This window comes from Oryzihumus leptocrescens, assembly GCF_006716205.1.
Classification (GTDB): Bacteria; Actinomycetota; Actinomycetes; order Actinomycetales; family Dermatophilaceae; genus Oryzihumus; species Oryzihumus leptocrescens.
The window spans coordinates 2608307-2626883 of the sequence record NZ_VFOQ01000001.1 but is presented as its reverse complement, the minus strand read 5'-3'; the positions used below and the strand labels follow the sequence as shown (position 1 = coordinate 2626883).

20 protein-coding genes are annotated in these 18577 nt (G+C 74.4%); 7 read left to right on the top strand and 13 right to left on the bottom strand.

Annotated features, from left to right (window positions below):
* Positions 1-28: 28 nt before the first annotated feature.
* The 7 genes from FB474_RS12255 to FB474_RS12225 are packed head-to-tail and all read right to left on the bottom strand — an operon-like array spanning position 29 to position 7357.
* On the bottom strand, positions 29-448 hold the full coding sequence (locus FB474_RS12255) for an OsmC family protein (RefSeq protein WP_185746153.1): 420 nt from the start codon (positions 446-448) through the stop codon (positions 29-31).
* On the bottom strand, positions 445-1857 hold the full coding sequence (locus FB474_RS12250; protein WP_141788905.1) for a YlbE family protein: 1413 nt from the start codon (positions 1855-1857) through the stop codon (positions 445-447). Before FB474_RS12250 ends, FB474_RS12255 begins: the two co-directional genes overlap by 4 nt.
* A complete protein-coding gene (gene argH / locus FB474_RS12245) occupies positions 1854-3362 on the bottom strand; it encodes an argininosuccinate lyase (protein WP_141788904.1) in 1509 nt (502 codons plus the stop codon). The genes FB474_RS12250 and argH overlap by 4 nt, the downstream gene beginning before the upstream one ends.
* Positions 3359-4333, bottom strand: a complete 975-nt coding sequence (locus FB474_RS12240; RefSeq protein ID WP_141788903.1) for a 1-aminocyclopropane-1-carboxylate deaminase/D-cysteine desulfhydrase — start codon at positions 4331-4333, stop codon at positions 3359-3361. Before FB474_RS12240 ends, argH begins: the two co-directional genes overlap by 4 nt.
* A complete protein-coding gene (locus tag FB474_RS12235; protein ID WP_141788902.1) occupies positions 4324-5688 on the bottom strand; it encodes a class-II fumarase/aspartase family protein in 1365 nt (454 codons plus the stop codon). Before FB474_RS12235 ends, FB474_RS12240 begins: the two co-directional genes overlap by 10 nt.
* Positions 5673-6587, bottom strand: coding sequence for an XcbA family protein (locus tag FB474_RS12230; RefSeq protein WP_141788901.1), 915 nt, complete (start codon positions 6585-6587; stop codon positions 5673-5675). The genes FB474_RS12235 and FB474_RS12230 overlap by 16 nt, the downstream gene beginning before the upstream one ends.
* The gene (locus tag FB474_RS12225; RefSeq protein ID WP_221632523.1) at positions 6584-7357 is read right to left on the bottom strand and encodes a phosphosulfolactate synthase; all 774 of its coding nucleotides are present in this window, start codon (positions 7355-7357) and stop codon (positions 6584-6586) included. Before FB474_RS12225 ends, FB474_RS12230 begins: the two co-directional genes overlap by 4 nt.
* 58 nt (positions 7358-7415) lie before the next feature.
* Between FB474_RS12225 and FB474_RS12220 the strand changes: the two genes are divergently transcribed.
* Entirely contained in the window at positions 7416-8411 is a 996-nt protein-coding gene (locus FB474_RS12220; RefSeq protein ID WP_141788899.1) for an AIR synthase related protein, read from the top strand.
* 22 nt (positions 8412-8433) lie between these two features.
* Here the strand turns inward: FB474_RS12220 and FB474_RS12215 are convergent, their stop codons facing one another.
* From FB474_RS12215 to FB474_RS12205, 3 genes are all read right to left on the bottom strand, one after another.
* Positions 8434-9006 (bottom strand): MSMEG_0567/Sll0786 family nitrogen starvation N-acetyltransferase, encoded by a 573-nt coding sequence (locus FB474_RS12215; RefSeq protein WP_141788898.1) that lies wholly within the window; start codon positions 9004-9006, stop codon positions 8434-8436.
* A gap of 16 nt (positions 9007-9022) precedes the next feature.
* On the bottom strand, positions 9023-10189 hold the full coding sequence (locus tag FB474_RS12210) for an MSMEG_0568 family radical SAM protein (protein ID WP_141788897.1): 1167 nt from the start codon (positions 10187-10189) through the stop codon (positions 9023-9025).
* 89 nt (positions 10190-10278) lie between these two features.
* The gene (locus FB474_RS12205; protein ID WP_141788896.1) at positions 10279-10914 is read right to left on the bottom strand and encodes a hypothetical protein; all 636 of its coding nucleotides are present in this window, start codon (positions 10912-10914) and stop codon (positions 10279-10281) included.
* A 117-nt stretch (positions 10915-11031) separates the two neighbouring features.
* On the opposite strand from FB474_RS12205, the gene FB474_RS12200 reads away from it, so the two are divergent.
* The 6 genes from FB474_RS12200 to FB474_RS12175 all read left to right on the top strand — a co-directional run bounded on the left by FB474_RS12200 (position 11032) and on the right by FB474_RS12175 (position 16499).
* On the top strand, positions 11032-12003 hold the full coding sequence (locus tag FB474_RS12200) for a carbamate kinase (RefSeq protein ID WP_185746151.1): 972 nt from the start codon (positions 11032-11034) through the stop codon (positions 12001-12003).
* A complete protein-coding gene (locus FB474_RS12195) occupies positions 12000-13538 on the top strand; it encodes an AllF/FdrA family protein (protein WP_141788894.1) in 1539 nt (512 codons plus the stop codon). Before FB474_RS12200 ends, FB474_RS12195 begins: the two co-directional genes overlap by 4 nt.
* Positions 13535-14746 (top strand): MSMEG_0565 family glycosyltransferase, encoded by a 1212-nt coding sequence (locus tag FB474_RS12190; RefSeq protein WP_185746150.1) that lies wholly within the window; start codon positions 13535-13537, stop codon positions 14744-14746. The genes FB474_RS12195 and FB474_RS12190 overlap by 4 nt, the downstream gene beginning before the upstream one ends.
* Before the next feature lie 119 nt (positions 14747-14865).
* A complete protein-coding gene (locus FB474_RS12185; RefSeq protein ID WP_141788892.1) occupies positions 14866-15498 on the top strand; it encodes a helix-turn-helix domain-containing protein in 633 nt (210 codons plus the stop codon).
* Positions 15499-15612: 114 nt separating this feature from the next.
* Positions 15613-16029 (top strand): cupredoxin domain-containing protein, encoded by a 417-nt coding sequence (locus FB474_RS12180; protein WP_221632522.1) that lies wholly within the window; start codon positions 15613-15615, stop codon positions 16027-16029.
* Between the two features lie 5 nt (positions 16030-16034).
* Positions 16035-16499 (top strand): hypothetical protein, encoded by a 465-nt coding sequence (locus FB474_RS12175; protein WP_185746149.1) that lies wholly within the window; start codon positions 16035-16037, stop codon positions 16497-16499.
* On the opposite strand, the gene FB474_RS12170 is transcribed toward FB474_RS12175, so the two are convergent.
* The 3 genes from FB474_RS12170 to FB474_RS12160 are packed head-to-tail and all read right to left on the bottom strand — an operon-like array spanning position 16420 to position 18419.
* A complete protein-coding gene (locus tag FB474_RS12170; protein ID WP_246092157.1) occupies positions 16420-17691 on the bottom strand; it encodes an MFS transporter in 1272 nt (423 codons plus the stop codon). The two genes, FB474_RS12175 and FB474_RS12170, sit on opposite strands and share 80 nt — an antisense overlap.
* A 19-nt stretch (positions 17692-17710) precedes the next feature.
* Positions 17711-17977 (bottom strand): metal-sensitive transcriptional regulator, encoded by a 267-nt coding sequence (locus FB474_RS12165; protein ID WP_141788890.1) that lies wholly within the window; start codon positions 17975-17977, stop codon positions 17711-17713.
* Between the two features lie 31 nt (positions 17978-18008).
* Entirely contained in the window at positions 18009-18419 is a 411-nt protein-coding gene (locus tag FB474_RS12160; protein WP_141788889.1) for a DUF302 domain-containing protein, read from the bottom strand.
* Between the last annotated feature and the right edge of the window lie 158 nt (positions 18420-18577).

Sequence of the window (18577 nt, the reverse complement as noted above, 5' to 3'; positions counted from 1 at the left end):
CCGTCAGGGCGACCCCCGGGTGGTCCGGTCAGGCCAGCGGCGGGGTGTCCAGGCCAGCCACCTGTATGCCGAGCACGGGCACCTCCCGCAACGTGTTGGTCACGTAGCAGACGCGTTCGGCGACGGGCACGAGCGGTTCCAGCAGCTTGGCCGGGATCGCGGAGGAGACGGCGAGGTCGACCCGGGCGAACTGCAGGCCGGCATACGTCCCGGTGGCCTGGACCTCCAGGCCGGGCAGCTCGATCCCGGCCTTGCCCGCCGCATACAGGAGGGCGAGCAGGAAGCACGAGGCGACGGACGCGAGGAAGAGGTCGGTGGGCTGCGGGCCGGTGCCGCTGCCGCCGGCCGTCGACGGCTCGTCGACGACGAGGTCGAAGTCCCCGGCCCGGACCACCGCCCGCAGGCCGCCGTCCCACCGGGCGGCCACGGACCGCTGTGACCCGCTCACGGCTGCGCCAGGGCGGCCACGGCGGCGCGGAAGCAGCCCAGGGGAGCCGTCGCGACGCCCGCACCCACCTGTCCGGCCCCGGAGGTGGCGTCCAGGATCCCGGTGGTGACCCGGGGCGTCGTCCCGAGCTCCACGACCGACCGCACGTCCACGCCCAGCGGGGTCCCCGCGTTGTGCCACGTCGGGAGCTTGAAGCGGGTGCTCTGCGTGACGCAGACGGCCTGCATCTGCCGGGTCAGCGCCGCCGCGGCGGCCATGGTGCCGCCGAGGAAGCCGGCGACCGCAGGCGAGCCCGCGGCGGCCGCCGCCCCGAGGCCGACCAGCTCGAGCACGGCGCTGTCGCCGATGTCCGGCGCGCTGTCCTCCGGTCCGTGGCCGGGGTAGTACAGGGCGTCGGACACCGGTGGCGCGGGCGCCAGGTGCACGGTCGCCGAGCCGGCGAGCCGGATGCCGAACGTCGTCCCGTTGCGGCACATCATCGTGACGACGCTCGACCCCTCGACCTGATCGGCCCACAGTGCCACGGCCTTGGCCGCCGCCATCGCCAGGTTGAGGAAGAACAGGTGGTTGCCGGACAGGAAGCGGGCCAGCTCGACCCGGTCGTCGCCCCGGAGCGCCACGAGGTGGGGCAGCAAGGTGCGGATCAGCAGGTTGGTCGAGGCCTGGGTGCGCAGGTGGACGTCGTCGCCCATCTGGAGCCCCTGCGCCGCGAGGGCGAACAGGTCGACGGGCCCGGAGTGCTCAAGCACCTCGCGGAGCAGGGGGCCGGCGACGTCGCGGAGGAAGACCAGCCGCTCGACCGCGCCCGGCGTGTCCCGGCCGAACCAGGCCGTGTCCCCCGAGCCCTGGTTCAGCGGGCTGAACGCGCGGGTGCCGCCGTGGGGGTTGTCCACCGCGAACAGCGGCTGCGTGGGGCCGATGGCCGTGGCCATCGGCAGGACGACGTCATGCCGGTATGCCGGTTCCAGGGCCACCGCGCCTGCCTCCAGCAGGCGGTCGGCGCCGGCCACGTCCGGTGCCCAGCCCTCGGCCACCGCGGCGGCACGCAGGGACCGGCGCAGCGGGTCGCACGCGTCCGCCCAGGCGAGGGCCGGCCCGCAGTGCAGGAGCACCCGGCCCGAGACGTCCGGGAGGAGCGCCTCCGCCGGCTCGCAGCCGACCAGCTGGGGCACGCCCTGGTCGAGGCGGCGCACCACCTCGGCGTTGGCTCGGTCGATCGCCTCGCCCCGCTCGCCGTACAGCTGCTCCAACGCCTCGACCATGGCCGGGTCGCCGCCGGCCGGGATGCGCCAGTCGACCTGCTGCACCGGCACGGCCTGGTCACGCACCGCGTCGGCGAACAGCGTGAGCCCGACGTTGACCACGGCGACGTCGTCAGGCAGCCGGACCGGGGGCTCGGGCGCCGTCATGACCGCACCCCCGTCCCGGCCAGCTCGCGGGCCCGTTCCAAGAGCAGGGCGGTGGCCTCGTCGAGGTCCTGCCGCCGACCGAGGACCGTGTCCTCCAGCTCGCGCGCCTGCTGCCGGCACTTCGCCACCATGGCCCGGACGGCAGGCGGCGCCGCCCCTCCGGTCCCGGTCCGGGAGGCCACGATGGCCGCGGGGTCGAGGACCTCGGTCAGGTCGCGCCCGCTCAGGCCCCACGTGCGTCCCGTCTCGGCGAGGGCGACCTGGTCGAGCATCTCGCCGGTGATGGCCCGGCCCGGGACGCCCCGACGGCTGGCCTCGCGGACGGTCCGGCCCACGACCACGTACGCGCTGCGGTAGTCGACCCCGCAGGTCTGGACGATGTGCTCGCACAGGTCGGTGGCCTGGGTGTACCCGGCGTCCAGCTCCTGGGCCATGCGCCCGGCGTTGACGTGCAGCGTGCGCACGACACCGCCCATCAGCCGCGTCACGCGCGTGGACAGGTCCAGGGCCCTCGGCACCTCGCCGTACGCGAAGATCAGGTTGTCGCTGCGCGCGGAGGGGCTCTTGGCCACGGCGAGGAAGCCGGTGAGCCGGCCGATGACCACCCCGGAGGCGCCGCGCACGATCGACAGCGCGTAGGGGTTGCGCTTCTGCGGCATCAGGATGCTCGCGCGGGTGTAGCCGTCGTCGAGGTCGACGAAGTCGAACTCGCTGCTCGACCAGATCTCCAGGTCCTCGGCCAGCTTGCTCAGGGTCGAGAGGAGGCTGGCGGCGGTGGCCAGCACGTGGATGAGGCCGTCGATCTGCCACATCGCGTCGCGCGTGTGCTCGATGACGTCGTCGAAGCCCAGCGCGGCGGCGATGAAGGAACGGTCGTCGAGCAGCCGGGTGCCATTCACGCAGCCGGCGCCGCCCGGGCTGCGGTTGACCCACCCCAGGGCGTCCAGCAGCCGCTGGCCGTCCCTCAGCGCCGGGTAGGCGAACGAGAGGACGTAGTGGCCGAACGTCGAGGGCTGCGCCTGCTGCAGGTACGTCTGGTCCGGCATCAGCGTCGCGACGTGCCGGTCCGCCAGGTCGGTGGCCTCGCGGGCGAACGCGGCCACCTCGTCGACGAGGTCGAGCAGCTGGCGCCGGACGTAGAGCCGCAGCGCGATGCGCGCTGCCTCCCGCCGGGGCCGTCCGGCGTGCAACCAGCCGGCCACGTCCCCGAGGCGCTCGACGAAGAAGTGCTCCCGCGAGTTGTACGGCTCGCCGAGGGCCGGGTCGTAGGGGAAGTGCGCCGCGTCGGTGCCGTGGACCTCCAGCAGGACGCGCTGCAGGTCCCGCGCCGCCGCCTCCGGGATGATGCCCCGCCGGCGCAGGTCGAGCACGTGGGCGATGTCGGCCAGGTTGAGCCCGTCGTGCAGGAACGGCGCGTCGGCGTTCTCGAGGGTGAAGCCGCTCTCGACCAGCTCGGGGGCTGCCGAGCCGACGGGGGGACCGCTGCGGCGTGGGCGAGCGTTCATGGCTGTGCTCCCTGGACGAGGGCGGACAGGGCGGCGGCGACGCCCCCGGTGTGCCAGAACACGACCGGTGCGGGTGTGCCGTCGCGGATCTCCCGGCGCAGCAGGCTCATCGCCTTGGCCCCGTAGCCGGGGTCCAGGAGAAGCCCCTCGTGGCGCAGGGCGATCGCCGCGCTGGTCCGGTCGTCCTCCGAGGGCACGCCGAAGCCGGGGCCGCGGCAGTCGCGCAGGTCGACGTCGGTGGCGGCCGGGGGAGCCAGGCCAAGCAGCCGCGCGCACTCGCGGGCGACGCCCAGCACCTGGGCCCGGGCCTCGTCGGGCTCGCGGCTGACCGAGGCGCCGAGCACCCGCCACGGCAGCCCGAAACCGACCTGCCCGGCGACCAGGCCGGCCTGCGTGGCCCCGGACCCGGTGGCCACCACCACGACCGCGGGCGAGATCTCCGCGGCGGCACACTGGTCCGCGAGCTCCCTTGCGGCACAGGCGTACCCGGCCGCGCCGACCCCGGTGGCACCGCCGCGGGGCACGGCATACGGTCGGTGGCCCGCGGCCGCCAGCCGCGCCGAGTGCGCGACGACCGCCTCGTCCAGCTGCTCGCGCGTCGGGGCGGCGTCGAAGTGCAGTCGCGCGCCGGCCGCCCGGGCCAGGGCGATGTTCACCGCCGGGGTGGTGGGTGCCGGCCCGCTGAACAACAGGTCGCACGCCAGGCCGGCGGTGGTGGCGGCCATCGCTGCCGCGGCGCAGAAGCTCGAGGAGGGGCTGCCCCCAGAGACCAGGACGTCGGCCCGGCGTGCGACCGCGTCGCCGATGAGGAACTCCAGGGCGCGGGCCTTGTTGCCGGCGACGCCGAACCCGGTCAGGTCGTCACGCTTGAGGTAGATCGGCCCGGCGGCCAGTGCCTCCTCCAGCCGGTGTGCCCGGACGAGCGGGGTGGGCAGGGTCGCCAGCCCGGCGCGGGCCAGGGTCACGGCCATGTGTCCGGCTCCGCGGCGCGGGCGGCTCGAGCCCGGCTGACCACCGTGTCCACCATCGCGCCGGCGGCGCCGGTTGCGGGCACGGCCAGCCAGTGGCGGCAGTCCTGCTCCGTGGCGGCGCCGGCGGCGACGAGGGCGTCGACGACGTGGGCGACCTCCGTGGTCCCGGGGCTGAGCACCTCGTGCATGAGCTGCTGCGCCGTGTGCTTCCCGACCTTCCCGGCCAGCCCGGCGAGCAGGCGCTCGGACGCGATCCGGTCGCCGTGCCGCTCGACGTTGACCCGCATCGCCTCGACGTCCACCTCGAGGCCGGAGACCAGCCGGCCGCCGACCTCGAGCGCCACCCCGGTCAGCAGGCAGACCTCGGGGAACGCCGACCACTCCGCCTTCCAGCCGCGGCCGTCGCGCTCGTGGACCGCGACCATCCCCTCGACCAGGACGGCGGCGTTGGCGCGGACCAGCCGGGCCAGGGTGTCGAGGTGCTCACTGCCCTCGGGGTTGCGCTTGTGCGGCATCGTGATGCTGCTGACCGCCTCGGGCGTGGTGGGTTCGCGCAGCTCGCCGATCTCGGGTCGCTGCAGCTCGAAGACCTCGGTCCCGATCCGCGCCAGCGTCCCGCACACCATGGACAGCAGGCCCCCGAACTCCGCGACCCGGTCGCGCGAGCTCAGCCACGAGATCCCCGGGTCGCCCAGGCCCAGCTCCGCGCAGAGCTGCGCCCGCAGCGCCAGGCCCTGCGGCTCGAAGAAGCCGAGCACTCCGACGGCCCCGCCCAGCTGCCCGACCAGCCACCGTGGCCGCCCCTCCCGCAGCCGGTCCAGGTGGCGGCGCACCTCGTCGGCCCAGGAGGCCGCCTTGAAGCCGAACGTGATCGGCGCCCCCGGCTGCCCGTGGGTCCGCCCGGCCATCACGGTGTCGCGGTGGGAGACGGCGAGCCCGAGCAGGGATTCCTCGATCGCGCGCAGGTCGCGCCAGACCAGCGCACCGACCTCGCGCATGGCCAGGGCGAACCACGTGTCGGTGACGTCCTGCACGGTGGCGCCCGCGTAGACGTGCTCTCGTGCCGCCTCCGGCAGCACCTGCTGCAGCGCCCGGATCAGGCCGAGCATCGAGTGCGAGGTCAGCCGGGTCTGCTCGGCCACCAGGTCGAGGTCGAGCGCGTCGACCCGCGCGTGCGTCGCGATCTCGGCTGCGGCCCCGGCCGGGACCATCCCCAGCCGGGCCTGTGCGCTCGCCAGCGCGGCGAGCACGTCCAGCCACGCCTGCAGCCGGGCCGGTTCCTCGAACAGCGACGCGAGCTCGGCGGTCCCCCACAGGTGGGCGTACTGCCGGGAGTCGGTCAGCCGGGTGCCCACGAAGGCTCCCACTCGCGCACGACCCGCACCAGCGCCTCGGACACCTGGGCGAGGGTGGCGCCCCACGGCACGACGACCTGGCCGGGCTCGGTGACCACCTCGTGCTCCAGCAGGCAGCACCGGGTCAGCACCGCGCCGGGGGTCGGCCCGGCCCGCCGGGGGCAGGTGTCGACCTGCTCGGCTCGCTCGCCGTAGAACCACTCGTGGATCTGCTGCGAGCGCTCACAGCCGAGCAGGGTCCAGGCCCGGTGCTCCGGTCGCTGGTCCAGGTAGCAGGTCACGCTGCCCTCGACCGTGACGCCGGCGCCCCGGCAGGGCAGCAGGTAGGCCTCGGCAGGGTGGCTGTGCGCCAGCTCGGTCAGGTCGACGACCTCGGCGACCAGCTCGATGGGGGGCAGGTGCTCGGCGACGTCGAGCAGCCGTCGGGTCTGGTCGAAGAGCTTCGCCGGGTGGGGCGGGACGACCTCGCGGACGGTCAGCCGCAGCGGTGCGGGGTCCACGATGAAGCTGATGTGGTCGTAGCCGTCCTGCATGACCACCCCGCGCTTGCCGGGCGCGCCTTCCCGGGCAGCGCGCGCCAGCATCGTGGGCACCGCGGCGTCCAGGTCGGGGCGGACCACGAAGGCACACTCCTGCGGTCCGGCGAGCAGGGTGACGCCGGTGATCGGCGCGAACAGCGGGTCCGCGCCGTCCGCGGCGGACTCCTTCTCCACCGCCAGGATCGCGGTCTGGTCACCGCGCCGGACCACGACGAACCGGGTCCGCCGGTAGGCCTCCAGGCCGACGAAGTGCGCCGCCAGCGACCCCTCGTCGAGCTCGCAGGTCACGTCGGAGACGGCGACGCCCCGGTAGGCGCCGGGCACCAGGTTGGGTCGCCGGGCCACCGGCGGCCGGCTCACGTCGGCACCCAGGGGGCGTGGACGGCGCACGTGTCCGCGCGGAGCCCGAGCCGCAGCGTCTCCAGGGCCAGGACGTCGTCGAGGGCGATGTTGGCCAGGTTCACCTCGGGGCCGTACTCGCGGATGAACCAGGCCTGCTGGTCCTTGCGCGGCGCCTCGAAGAACACCCGGTCCAGGCCGCCGCCGCGAAGGGCGGCCTCCGCGAGCTCCTCCCGCACGGTGCCGTCGGGGCGGAAGAGGCCGACCGTGCCGCTCTCCCGGCCCTCCGCGATCACCCAGCGCGCCCCGGCGTCGAGGTCACCGGCGACCTCCGCGGCCCACTCCGCGGGGCTCGCGTGATCCTGCGGGTCCTTGCTGCCCACCTCGGACAGCACGACGAAGCGCTCGGTCGCCCGCCGGATGAGGTCGCGCTTGTCCGCCACCGGCATCGGCGCCACGCCCCGGGAGACCTCGACGCAGGCGAGCCCGGCGTCGGAAGCCCAGTCCAGGCACTCGTCGACCTTGCCCTGGCACCAGGCGATCTCCATGAGGGTGCCGCCGAGGCAGGCCCGCACGTCGGCCGCGGCGAGCAGCGACAGCTTGGCCGGGAGCCCGGGGTCGACGTAGGCGATGCCCCAGCCGAGCTTCCAGAGGTCGAGGTGAGCGGCGCCCGATGCCAGGACCGCCTCCGTTGCGGCGACGCTGGCTCCCTTGTCGAGGACGTGGGTCAGTCCCGCGACGCGTGGCTTGCTCCCTCGCTCCGGCAGACTCAGAAAGGTCGGCAGCGACACGTCCTCTATGTTAAAAGGCTCATACACTTTCCGACAGGGCGCTGGAGGGAGGGCGGCCATGGACGCGACCTCGGGCCGGGCCGGTGGGCTCGGCGACCTGGAGCAGCTGGCGGCCCACCTGCGCACCCACGCCGCCCTGCGGGCCAAGGCGGAGATCGGCCTGGTCAGCGACGTGATGGGTGCGGCGAGCTGGGTCCACGGTCCCGGTGACGACGGGGCGGTGGTCCGGATGGCCGCCGCCGCGGGGGTCCACGACGGGCAGGTCATCGCCTGCGGCGAGGCGCTGCTGCCCGCCTTCGTCGCCCGCGACCCCTACGGCGCCGGCTTCGCCGCGGTCCTGACCAACGTCAACGACCTGGCCGCGATGGGGGCGACACCGTGCGCCATCGTCGACACCATCGTGGGCACCGCCGACCTGGCCCGGGAGGCGCTGCGCGGCATGCAGGCCGCGAGCCGGCTGTATGACGTGCCGGTCGTGGGTGGGCACCTCACCCTGCACGACGGTCCGCCGGCGGTGTCGGCCTTCGGTGTCGGGAACGCCGGGAAGGTGCTGTCACTGACCCATGTCGCGGCCGGACAGCGGCTCGTGGTCGCGTGCTGCACCGACGGCACGATGCGCGAGGACTTTCCCTTCTTCCGGTCATTCGACGAGCGGGGCGCCGAGCTGGCCGGGGACGTCCGGCTGCTGGCCAGGATCGCCGGGTCGGGCGCCGCCGTCGCGGCCAAGGACGTGAGCATGGCCGGCCTGGTGGGCTCGCTGGCGATGCTGCTGGAGTGGGGCCGGTTCGGCGTCACGGTGGACCTCGACCGCCTGCCCCGGCCGCCCGGCGTCCCGATGGCCGCGTGGCTGACCTGCTTCCCGGCATACGCCTTCCTGCTCTGCGCACCGCCGGGCCGCGAGGAGGAGTGCGCGGCGGCCTTCCATGCGCGCGGGCTGGACGCCGCGGTCGTCGGTGTCATCGACGACACCGGGCTGCTCCGGCTGGCCTCCGGTGGCCGGCAGGCGACGGTGCTCGACCTGGCAGTCACCCCGGTGACCGGCCTGCAGCGCTGACCCGCCCGGGCGGTCCACGACCTCAGCCGTCCGTGCCCTCGGCGAGGGCGCGGGCGAGCGAGGCGGCGATCTCCGGTGAGGGCAGCGCGATACGCATCTGCTGGTGGGGCAGCCCGACATACGTCTCCGGACCACCCACCGGCTGCCACCCGAGCCGGGTGAAGAACCTGACGTTGGGCAGCTGGATGTGCGCCACCATCGCCCTGCCGCCGCGCGCGCCGGCGAGGGCGACCGCGCAGCGGACCAGCGGCGCGCCCAGGCCGCGGACCCGGGACGGCGCCAGGACGGCGAGCCGGTCTCCCTGCCAGAGGCCCGTCCGGGCGTCGAGCTCGTACAGCCGGACGCTGCCCACGACGATGCCGTCGCAGCACCCGACGACGTGGACCGTCGAGGCCCGGGCGTCGCGCTCGTCCCGGTCCGAGCCGGCGAAGACCGCCTGCTCCACGACGAAGACCTCGTGCCGCACCGCGAAGTGCGCGACCAGCTCCTCGGGTGAGCCCGCCTCCCGGCACACGACGGGCGACGGCGCGGCCCGGGCGGGGCGGACGCCGGTGGCCCGGCCCGGCCGGGTGGCGGAGGCGTCGGCGGCGGTCACGGCATGCCCCGCTCGGTCACCCGGCCTGCGGGGGCCGGCCGATCTGCAGCAACGGCGAGGAGCGCAGGGCCGAGGCGACGGGGGTGAGCCCGGAGCAGGCCTGGCACCGGGCGCAGCCCGCCTTGGCGATGGACGAGTGCATGCCCCGTGCGGCCATGTAGCCGGCGACCGCGCGGTACATCCGCTCGGTGTAGGCCCCGTCCGGGGGCAGCGCGTCCTCCATCAGGCTCCCGGCGACGGGTCGCAGCGGGACGACGAACGGGAACACGCCCAGGTCCACCGCGCGCCGGCAGCCGTCGAGGGTCACGCCGGGGTCCTCGCCCATGCCGAGGATGACGTAGGTGGAGACCTGGCCCCGGCCGAAGACGTCGACCGCGCGGGCCCACGCCTCGAAGTAGCGCTCGATCCCGGTGCGGGCCTTGGCCGGGGCGACGCGGGCCAGCACGTCCGGGTCGAAGGACTCGACGTGGATGCCCACGGAGTCGACCCCCATCTCGCCCACCTCGTCGATGACGTCGAGGTCGCGCGGCGGCTCGAACTGGATCTCGACCGGCAGGCCGGCGGCCTGCTTGACCGCCCGGGCGCACCGGGCCACGTAGCGCGCCCCGCGGTCGACCCCGTTGGAGCTGCCCGTCGTCAGCGTGGCGTCGACCGCCCCGTCGAGCTCCCGGGCCGCGACCGCGACCTCCGCGAGCTGCTCCGGGGTCTTCTTGACGATGGTGCGGCCCGCGTCGAGCGACACCTCGATCCCGCAGAAGCGGCACTGGTCCGCGTTGCCCCAGTAGGCGCAGGTCTGCACCACCGTGCTCGCGAACGAGTCGAGGTGGAGCAGGCCGATCTTCCAGTAGGGGACGCCGTCTGCGGTGGACAGGTCGTAGAAGCGCGGGCGGCGCTGGGCGGAGGCACCGGCCAGCCGCTCGCCGTCCCGGAAGACCGCGTAGCCCTCGTCCTCGGCCCTGAGCACGTAGGGCGACCCGGCGGCGGACGCGTTGTCCATCGGCACGGTGAGGGGGACCCCGCCGACCCAGAGCATCCCGGAGTCGGTCGGCCCCGCGCCGCCGCGACGCCGCTCGAGGGGGACCTCCACCCTCAGCCCGCGGGCCTGCAGGTCGACCACGAGGGAGGCCAGTGCGGCGGCGGACGCATCCGGTGACGGTGTTCGGGGTGCGGGGTGGACGCTCATGGCTCTCCCCAGTCGTTCACTGAGCGAAACGAACCGTATCCCTTAGCAAACGTTTCGGCCGTTGGCCCTGTCAAGGTGCCGAAGGACGGTCACGGGCGAGACGACAGCGCCTCCCGGTGCCGCTGGAGGGCCTCCAGCCAGGAGGCCCGGTCGCCGTAGGTCTCGCTCACCTGCGGGGGTGACGGACCGTCGGTCGTCGGTGCCGGGATCACCTGCACCTCGTATGCCGTGCCCCCCGCACCGCCGGCCCCCACCAGGCCGACGAGCACGGTGCCGGTCGGCACGTGCACCTCGACCCGGCGGAGCTCCCCGGTCATCACGGCGTCGGCGTCCGGCTCCTCCACCAGCCACTCCTGCCCGGCAGTCCGTGCGGCCTCGACGCGGTGCTGCGCCCGGCGGGCCCGCTCCTGGGCCCACAGCTCCCGGCACCGCACGGCGCAGGCCGCGTCCACGACGGTCTCGGCCGAGAGCCCGCCCAGCTCGGCCGGGTGCTCGCCGGACGTGCCGGCCAGGGACTCGACCAGCGGGTCGCGCTGCGCAAGCACCGCTTCGATGTCCGGGCAGCCGGCGCGCAGCCCGGCCAGCAGCCTGCCCGTTGCCGCGACGGCCCGCTCGTAGCCGACCGGGTCGACCAGGACCAGGGGGTAGAGCCGGGACTCGGCGGCGGTGAACCGGGCCACCGCCCCCGGCGGGAGCTCGGGGGTGCCGGACCCCGGCTGCGTCACGGCCGGCCCTCCGGTCTGGCGCCGCTGCATACACCATCGGCCATGCCCACATCGTATGATGTACGCACCTGGCCGCGACCGGTCCAGGACCGACACCCCTTGAGGAATCGAGGCGCCGTGACGGGTATCGCGGTGGTCGCCTTGGGCGGTAACGCCATCATCCCTGCGGGTGAGGCGGGCACCTACGAGCAGCAGCGCGAGCACGCCGACGTGATGGCCGCGTCGATCCGCGAGCTGCTCGACGACGGGTGGCGGGTCGTCATCGTGCACGGCAACGGCCCGCAGGTGGGCAACCTCGCGATCCAGCAGGAGCGGGCGCGCGACGCCGTACCCGAGATGCCGCTGTTCGCCCTGGACGCCATGACTCAGGGCCAGCTGGGGTCCCTGATCGCGATCTCGGTCTACCGGGCCTGCGGTGGCCGCCACCCCGTGGTGGGCATCCTCAGCCACGTGATCGTCGACCTCGCCGACCCCGCGTTCGAGCATCCCTCCAAGCCCATCGGTCCCTTCTACTCCCGGTCCGAGGCGGCTGGGCTGGCCGCGACCCGTGGCTGGGTGCTCGTCGAGGACAGCGGCCGCGGGTACCGCCGCGTCGTCCCGTCACCCCAGCCCCTCGGCTTCGTCGAGATCCGGGCCCTGCGGTGCCTGCTCGACGCCGGGCACGTGGTGGTGGCCGACGGCGGGGGAGGCATCCCCGTGGCCCGCCGCGGCGCCGTCTGGGACGGGGTCGACGCGGTCATCGACAAGGACTATGCCGCCGCCGAGCTAGCCCGCCAGCTCGAGGCCGACGCCCTCGTGCTGGTCACCGGGGTCGAGGCCGTGATGGTCGACTTCGGGACGCCGACCCAGCGCCGGCTGGGTCGCATCGACGTGGCGGTCGCCGAGCGCCTCCTCTCCGCGGGGCAGTTCCCCGAGGGGAGCATGGGCCCGAAGGTGCGGGCCGCGTCGCGGTTCCTCCGGGGTGGGGGACGCCTGGCCGTCATCACCACGGCGTCGCTCGCCGCGCCGACCCTGCGCGCCCGTGGGGACGACCCCACCGCCGGCACCAGGATCGTGGCCGCGCTCGACCGGGAGGAGGCTTCGGCGTGACGGTCGAGGTCCGGACGTTCACGGACACCTACGTGGACTCGGTCGTCCAGCTCGAGGCGATGAGGGCCATGCGACAGACCGAGGGCGTCGACTGGGCGAGCGCCGCGATGGGGACCCCGGCCAACCTGCAGGCCTTCCGCGACCAGCAGGTGGACCCCTCCGCGGTGGCCGGGGCCGACCCGAACGACTTCGTCATCGCGGTACGGGCCGCGACGCCCGGGGTGGCCGAGGAGGCCCTCGATGCGGGGGAGCGGGCCGCCTTTGCGGCCCGACCCGCCTCCGGCGAGCGGACCGCGGAGCCCGAGCCGAGGACGGTGCGCCAGGCGGTGCAGGCCCAACCGTCGTCGACCGTGGCGGTCGTCTCGGTACCGGGTGAGTACGCCCCGCTCGTCACCTGCGAGGCGTTGTCGGCGGGACTGCACGTGCTGCTGTTCAGCGACAACGTGCCCGTCCACGAGGAGGTGCGGCTCAAGGACCTCGCCCGGGCCAGGGGGTTGCTCGTCATGGGGCCCGGCGCCGGCACGGCGATGGTGGGCGGGGTGGGTCTCGGCTTCGCCAACGTCGTCAGGCCCGGTCGTGTCGGCGTGGTGGCGGCCGCGGGCACCGGCGCCCAGGAGGTCATGTCCCTGCTCGACCGGTGGGGTGCCGGCGTCAGCCAGGTGATCGGGGTCGGCGGCCGCGACCTGTCCCGTGAGGTCGCCGGGCGGACCACCCTCCAGGCGCTCGCGGCCCTGCGGGAGGACCCGGGCACCGACGTCATCCTCCTCGTCTCGAAGCCGCCGGCGCCGGAGGTGGCGGCCACCGTCCTGGGCGCCGGTGGGGGCACCCCGGTGGTGGCGGCGCTCATCGGGCTGGACCCGGGCTTCGTCGCCCCGGCCGCGGTCCGGCTCGCCGACACGCTCGAGGGCGGCGTGGTGGCCACGCTGGACGTGCTCGGCCGCCCGGCACCGGTCACGACCGCGACCACCGGGCCCTCGGTGGCGCAGGCCCGTCGCCGGCTCGCGCCGCGGCGGACCCTGGTCCGTGGCCTGTTCTCCGGCGGGACCCTCTGCTACGAGTCCGTGGTCCTCCTGAGCCGGGTGCTGGGTGAGGTCCGGTCGAACGTGCCGATCAACCCGGGCTGGGGCCTGCCGGCCCGTCCCGGGTCGCACCAGTGCCTCGACCTCGGTGAGGAGGAGTTCACCCGCGGCCGGCCCCACCCGATGATCGACGCCGAGGCCCGGCTGGACGTGCTGGCCGAGCACGCCGCCGACGAGCAGGTGGCGGCGATCGTCGTGGACGTCGTGCTCGGTCTCGGCGCCCACCCCGACCCTGCCGGCGTGCTGGCACCCGCGTGCGAGGCGGCCATGGCGGGCAGGGGTCCGCAGGTCGTGGCCTACGTCCTCGGCACCGAAGCAGATCCGCAAGGCCTTGCCGCGCAGCGGGAGAGGCTCCAGCGGGCGGGCTGCATCGTCACCGAGACCGCAGCGCGGGCCTCCCTGGTGGCGGCCGCCGTCGCCACCGGGGACCTGGACCTGGCGGGGGAGGCGCTGTGAACCGCGCCTCCCGGCCCCGGGTCGCCCTGGTCAGCTACTCGACCAAGCCGCGCGGCGGCGTGGTGCACACCCTGTCCCTGGCCGAGGCGATGGTCGACCTCGGCCTGCCGGTCCGCGTGGTCTCGCTCGGCGACCAGGAGCAGGGGTTCCATCGACCGGTCCGTGCGCCGTACACCCTGGTCCCGGCCCCGGAGCAACGGCCGACGCTGGAGGAGAGGGTGTTCGCCTCGGTCGACGCCCTCGAGGAGGGCCTGCGGGCGGTGGCCGACGAGGTCGACATCCTGCACACCCAGGACTGCATCTCCGCGCGTGCGGCGGCCCGCGTGCGCGACTCCGGCGCTGACGTGCGGGTGCTGCGCACGGTCCACCACGTCGACGACTTCACCACCCCGGCGCTCGTCGAGTGCCAGCGGCAGGCGATCCTCGAGCCGGACCGGCTGGTGGTCGTCAGCGAGGACTGGCGGGCACGGCTGCAGGCCGAGTTCGGCAGGTCGGCCCGGGTGATCCACAACGGCGTGGACGCGCGCCGTTTCCCGGCCGTCGAGCCCGCGGAGCGGGCCGCGCTGCGGCGGGAGCTGGGGCTGGCGGGGCGGTTCGTGTTCCTCGCCGTGGGCGGGATCGAGCCACGCAAGGGCAGCGTCCACCTCCTGCAGGCCCTGGCGATCCTGGCCCGGGAGCTGGAGCCCCGTCCCGCCCTGGTCGTCGTGGGCGGGCACTCGTTCCAGGACTACGCCGCCTACCGCGAGCACGCGCTGGGCATGCTGCCGGGGCTCGGCCTGGAGCTCGGCCGGGACGTCATCCTCGGCGGCACGCTGAGCGAGGCCGCGCTGAACCTCCACTACCGCAGCGCCGACGCGCTGGCCTTCCCCTCCGTCAAGGAGGGCTGGGGGCTGGCCGTCCTGGAGGCCATGACCGCCGGGCTGCCCGTCGTGGCCAGTGACATCGCCGTGCTGCGCGAGTACCTGACCGACCGCGATACCGCCGTCCTGACCCGGGTCGGCGACCCGTGGTCGCTGGCCGAGGGGATGCGGGCGGTGGCGACCGACTCCGCGCTGAGGTCGCGGCTGGTCGAGGCAGGCCGCGCGCTGGTGACGCGGTTCAGCTGGGAGCGCGCCGCCCGGGCGCACTGGCATCTGTACGTCGAGGACGTCGGCCGGGAGGCGTTCGTGGGTGCGACGGAGGGCGACAGGCGGGACGGTTCGGGCTAGCCGGCGAGCGCGGGCCGTGGCGTTCCCCGCCGTGTACGGTTGCCGACCGTCGGGCGTACATCTTAGGTGCACAGGGATTCACCACAGTGGATCTGATGGTGCCGTTCGGAGGAGCGGGCATGGCCGAGCGCAGACGCGCAACAGAGGTCCGGAAGCGTCCGACGCGCCCGGCACGGGTCGGCGAGCACGTCGAGGGCATCGTCGGCGCCATCGGGCCCAAGCTCCAGCGGCTCCGGCAGGAGCAGCGCCTGTCCCTGCAGCAGCTGGCGGTCCGTGCCGAGGTGTCCGCCGCCGCGATCCACAAGATCGAACGCAACGACATGGTGCCCACCATCACGACGCTGCTGAAGATCTGCGCCGCGCTTGAGCGCCCGGTCAGCTACTTCACCGAGGTCGACGAGGGGGAGCCCGAGCTGGCGACGCTGACCCGTGCCGAGGAGCGTCAGGGCGTGTTCACCCCCCACCGGGGCCTGCACCTCGACGGCCTCTCCGGCGGCTACGCGCACTTCAGGGGAGCGGCCGCGATGGCCACCGTCGAACCCGGGGCGTGCAGCGGGGACAAGCCGATGCTGCACCCGGGGGAGGAGCTCGTCCTGCTGACCGAGGGGGCGCTGGTCTTCACCATCGCGGGCACGCGGTTCGAGCTCGGCCCGGGGGACTCCCTGCACTTCGTCGGGGAGCAGCCGCACCAGTGGGCCAACGAGACCTCCGACCCGGCCACTGCCGTCTGGTTCGCCCTGCGCGACTCGTAGGCGCGCCGCCGAGCCCCCGGATCACCACCGGAGGCTCCCGTCGCCCGCTGCCGGTGAACCCGGACGGGGTGCTGGACCGTGGTTCCCCACGAAGGCCCCGACGGGAGGTGCGTGATGGGACGGACAGCAAGGGACCGCGCGGTGATGGTGGGTGTGGTTGCCGCGCTCCTCACCCTCGCCGCCTGCGGCGGGACGAGCGGCGGTGGCGGCTCCGCAGCGGCCCCGTCGACGAGTGCCAAGGCCACGGCGACGGGACAGCCGGTGAGCGTCGTCGAGAAGGAGTTCTCGATCACGCTGACCCCGAAGCCCGTGCAGGCCGGCACCTACACCTTCACGATCCACAACATGGGCACGTTCCCGCACAACCTCAACATCAAGGGGCCGGGTGTCGCCCAGCAGTCGTCCGCCACCGTGTCCCCGGGGCAGGCGGGCGACCTCACGGTGACCCTGCAGCAGGGGTCGTACGAGCTGTGGTGCTCGGTCGACAGCCACAAGGATCGCGGCATGGACCTGACGCTGAAGGTCGGCTGAGCGGCATGGTCGGGATGATGCTGAGGCTCGTGACCGCGGCCGGCCTGGCCGTGGACGCGTTCGTGCACTGGAACCTGGCTGCGCAGTTCGACCCGCTGGTCGGCAGCGGGCCGGTGCAGGTCAGCGAGGGGCAGCTGTTCCGGCTGGAGGCGCTCCTGGCTCTGGTGGCGGCGCTCCTGGTGCTGCTCGTGCGCCGCCGGTGGACGGTCCTGGTCGCCTTCGTGGTCGCCCTCGCGGGGGTGGCTGCAGTCCTTCTCTACCGGTACGTCGACATCGGGGCCGTCGGGCCGCTGCCGGACATGTTCGACCCGACCTGGTACCCGCAGAAGACGCTCAGCCTCGTCGCGGAGGTGGTCGCGTCGGTTGCCGCGGGGACGCTGCTGCTCAGGGTCAGGCCGCAGCGCGGGACGCCGCCGGCAGGTGCGTCTCGTACATCCGCACCGCCACCACCAGGCCTGAGCCGGCAGTGAGGCCGGCGACCACCCAGACGGCGGTGCGCACGCCCCATGCGTCCGCGACGACGCCGGCGAGCAACGCCCCGACGGCGAAGCCGCCGTCCCGCCAGAGCCGGTAGACCCCGACCGAGCGGGCGCGCCACGCCGGGTGGGCGACGTCACCGATGGAGGCCAGCAGGGTCGGGTAGACCATCGCGGTGCCCGCGCCGAGCAGCACCGCGGCGACCGCCCAGAGGGTGAACGTGTTGCCGAGAGCGACCAGCGCCAGGGCGAGGGCCTGCAGCCACATGCCCCCGGCGATGAGCCACTTGCGTCCCCAGCGGTCGGACAGGGCTCCGGTGAATAGCTGCCCGAGGCCCCACACCCCGGGGTAGAGCGCCGCGAGGACGCCGATGCGGGCGACGGACATGCCGGTGGCTGCGAAGAGGACGGGGAACAGCCCCCACGCGAGGCCGTCGTTGAGGTTGTTGACCAGCCCGGCCTGGCTGGCCGAGGACAGCGCGGGCTCGCGGAAGCTGGTCTGGGTGAACACCTGGGCGTCGGTGAGCTCGTCGTGCAGGTGGTCGTGCCGCCCGTCGGCGCGGGCCACGTGGTTGGCCGCCTCGAGGCGGGCGTGACCTCGGGTCTCCCGGACGAACACCGTGGACAGCCCCAGGCCGAGGGCGGCGAAGGCGATGCCCAGGAGGAACGGCGCGGGGCGCAGCCCGAAGGCCTGGGCCAGGTAGCCGGTGGCCAGGGCGGTGACGGCCACCGCGCCGTAGCCGGCGGCCTCGTTCAGGCCCATCGCGAAGCCGCGCCTGGCCGGGCCGACGAGGTCGATCTTCATGATCACCGTGGTCGACCAGGTCAGGCCCTGGCTGACCCCGAGCAGGACGTTGGCGGCGACGATCCAGCCCCAGCTCGGCGCCCAGATCAGCAGCAGCGGCACCGGGACGGCGACCAGCCACCCGGCCACGAGCACCGGCTTGCGGCCGTAGCGGTCCGACCAGGTCCCGGCGACGTAGTTGGTCGCCGCCTTGGACACCCCGAACGCGAGGATGTAGGTGAGGGCGGCGGTGTATGCCGTCAGGTGGAAGGTCCGCGTGGCCAGCAGCGGCAGGACGGTGCGCTCCTGGCCGAGCATCCCGCCGACGAGGGCGTTGACCGCGACGAGAAGGCTGAACTGGGCCGCGTTGGCGCGCAGCCCGAGGGCCACCGGGCGCGTCACCGCCCGGTCACGCTTGGGTTCAGGCAAGGGACAGGAAGAGCTTCTCCAGCGCCTCGGTGTCCATCGAGTCGGCGCTGTCGGGGTCGGCCAGGCACTGCTTGAGCCCGCTGGAGATGATGGCGAAGCCGGCCCGGTCGAGGGCACGGTTGACCGCGGCGAGCTGGGTCACCACGTCCTTGCAGTCGCGGCCCTCCTCGATCATCCGCAGCACGCCGCCGAGCTGGCCCTGGGCGCGGCGCAGGCGGTTCAGGACGGGGGCCATCTCGTCCGGGTTGAGCTCGACCATCGGTGCTCCTCGGGTCAGTCGTGTCGTGGGTTCAGGCGCGGGCGGGTGATGCGGTCAGTGCACCCAGGGCGGCCGTGAGCCGGGCCGTCGCCTCCTGAGCCACCGAGGCCAGCGCGTCGTTGCCGGTCAGGGTCACCATGGCCTCGGGGTCCAGCGCCTCGACCAGCGTCGTGGCGGGGCCGACCGAGCGTACGACGACGTTGCAGGGCAGCAGCAGCCCGATCGACGGCTCGGCCTCGAGGGCGGCGTGGGCCAGCGGCGGGCGGCAGGCCCCGAGGATGACCTGGGGCTCCACGTCGACGTCGAGCTTGGCCTTCAGCGTGGCCCGGAGGTCGATCTCGGTCAGGACGCCGAAGCCCTGGTCCGCCAGGGCGTCACGGGTGGCCTCCAGCACCGTCGCGAAGGGCTGGTCGAGGGTGGTGCTGATCGCGTAGGACGTCACGGTGGGCTCCCGTTCAGGGCTGGAGGGTTCAGGACGCCGGGGTGGCGGCGATCTCCTGACGGCAATATACCCGCGGGGGTATCAACCGGGCGCTCGCCGGGGGTGTTCCCCAACGTCGGCCGACATACCCCATGGGGTATGTCACAGCCGGCCGGTGC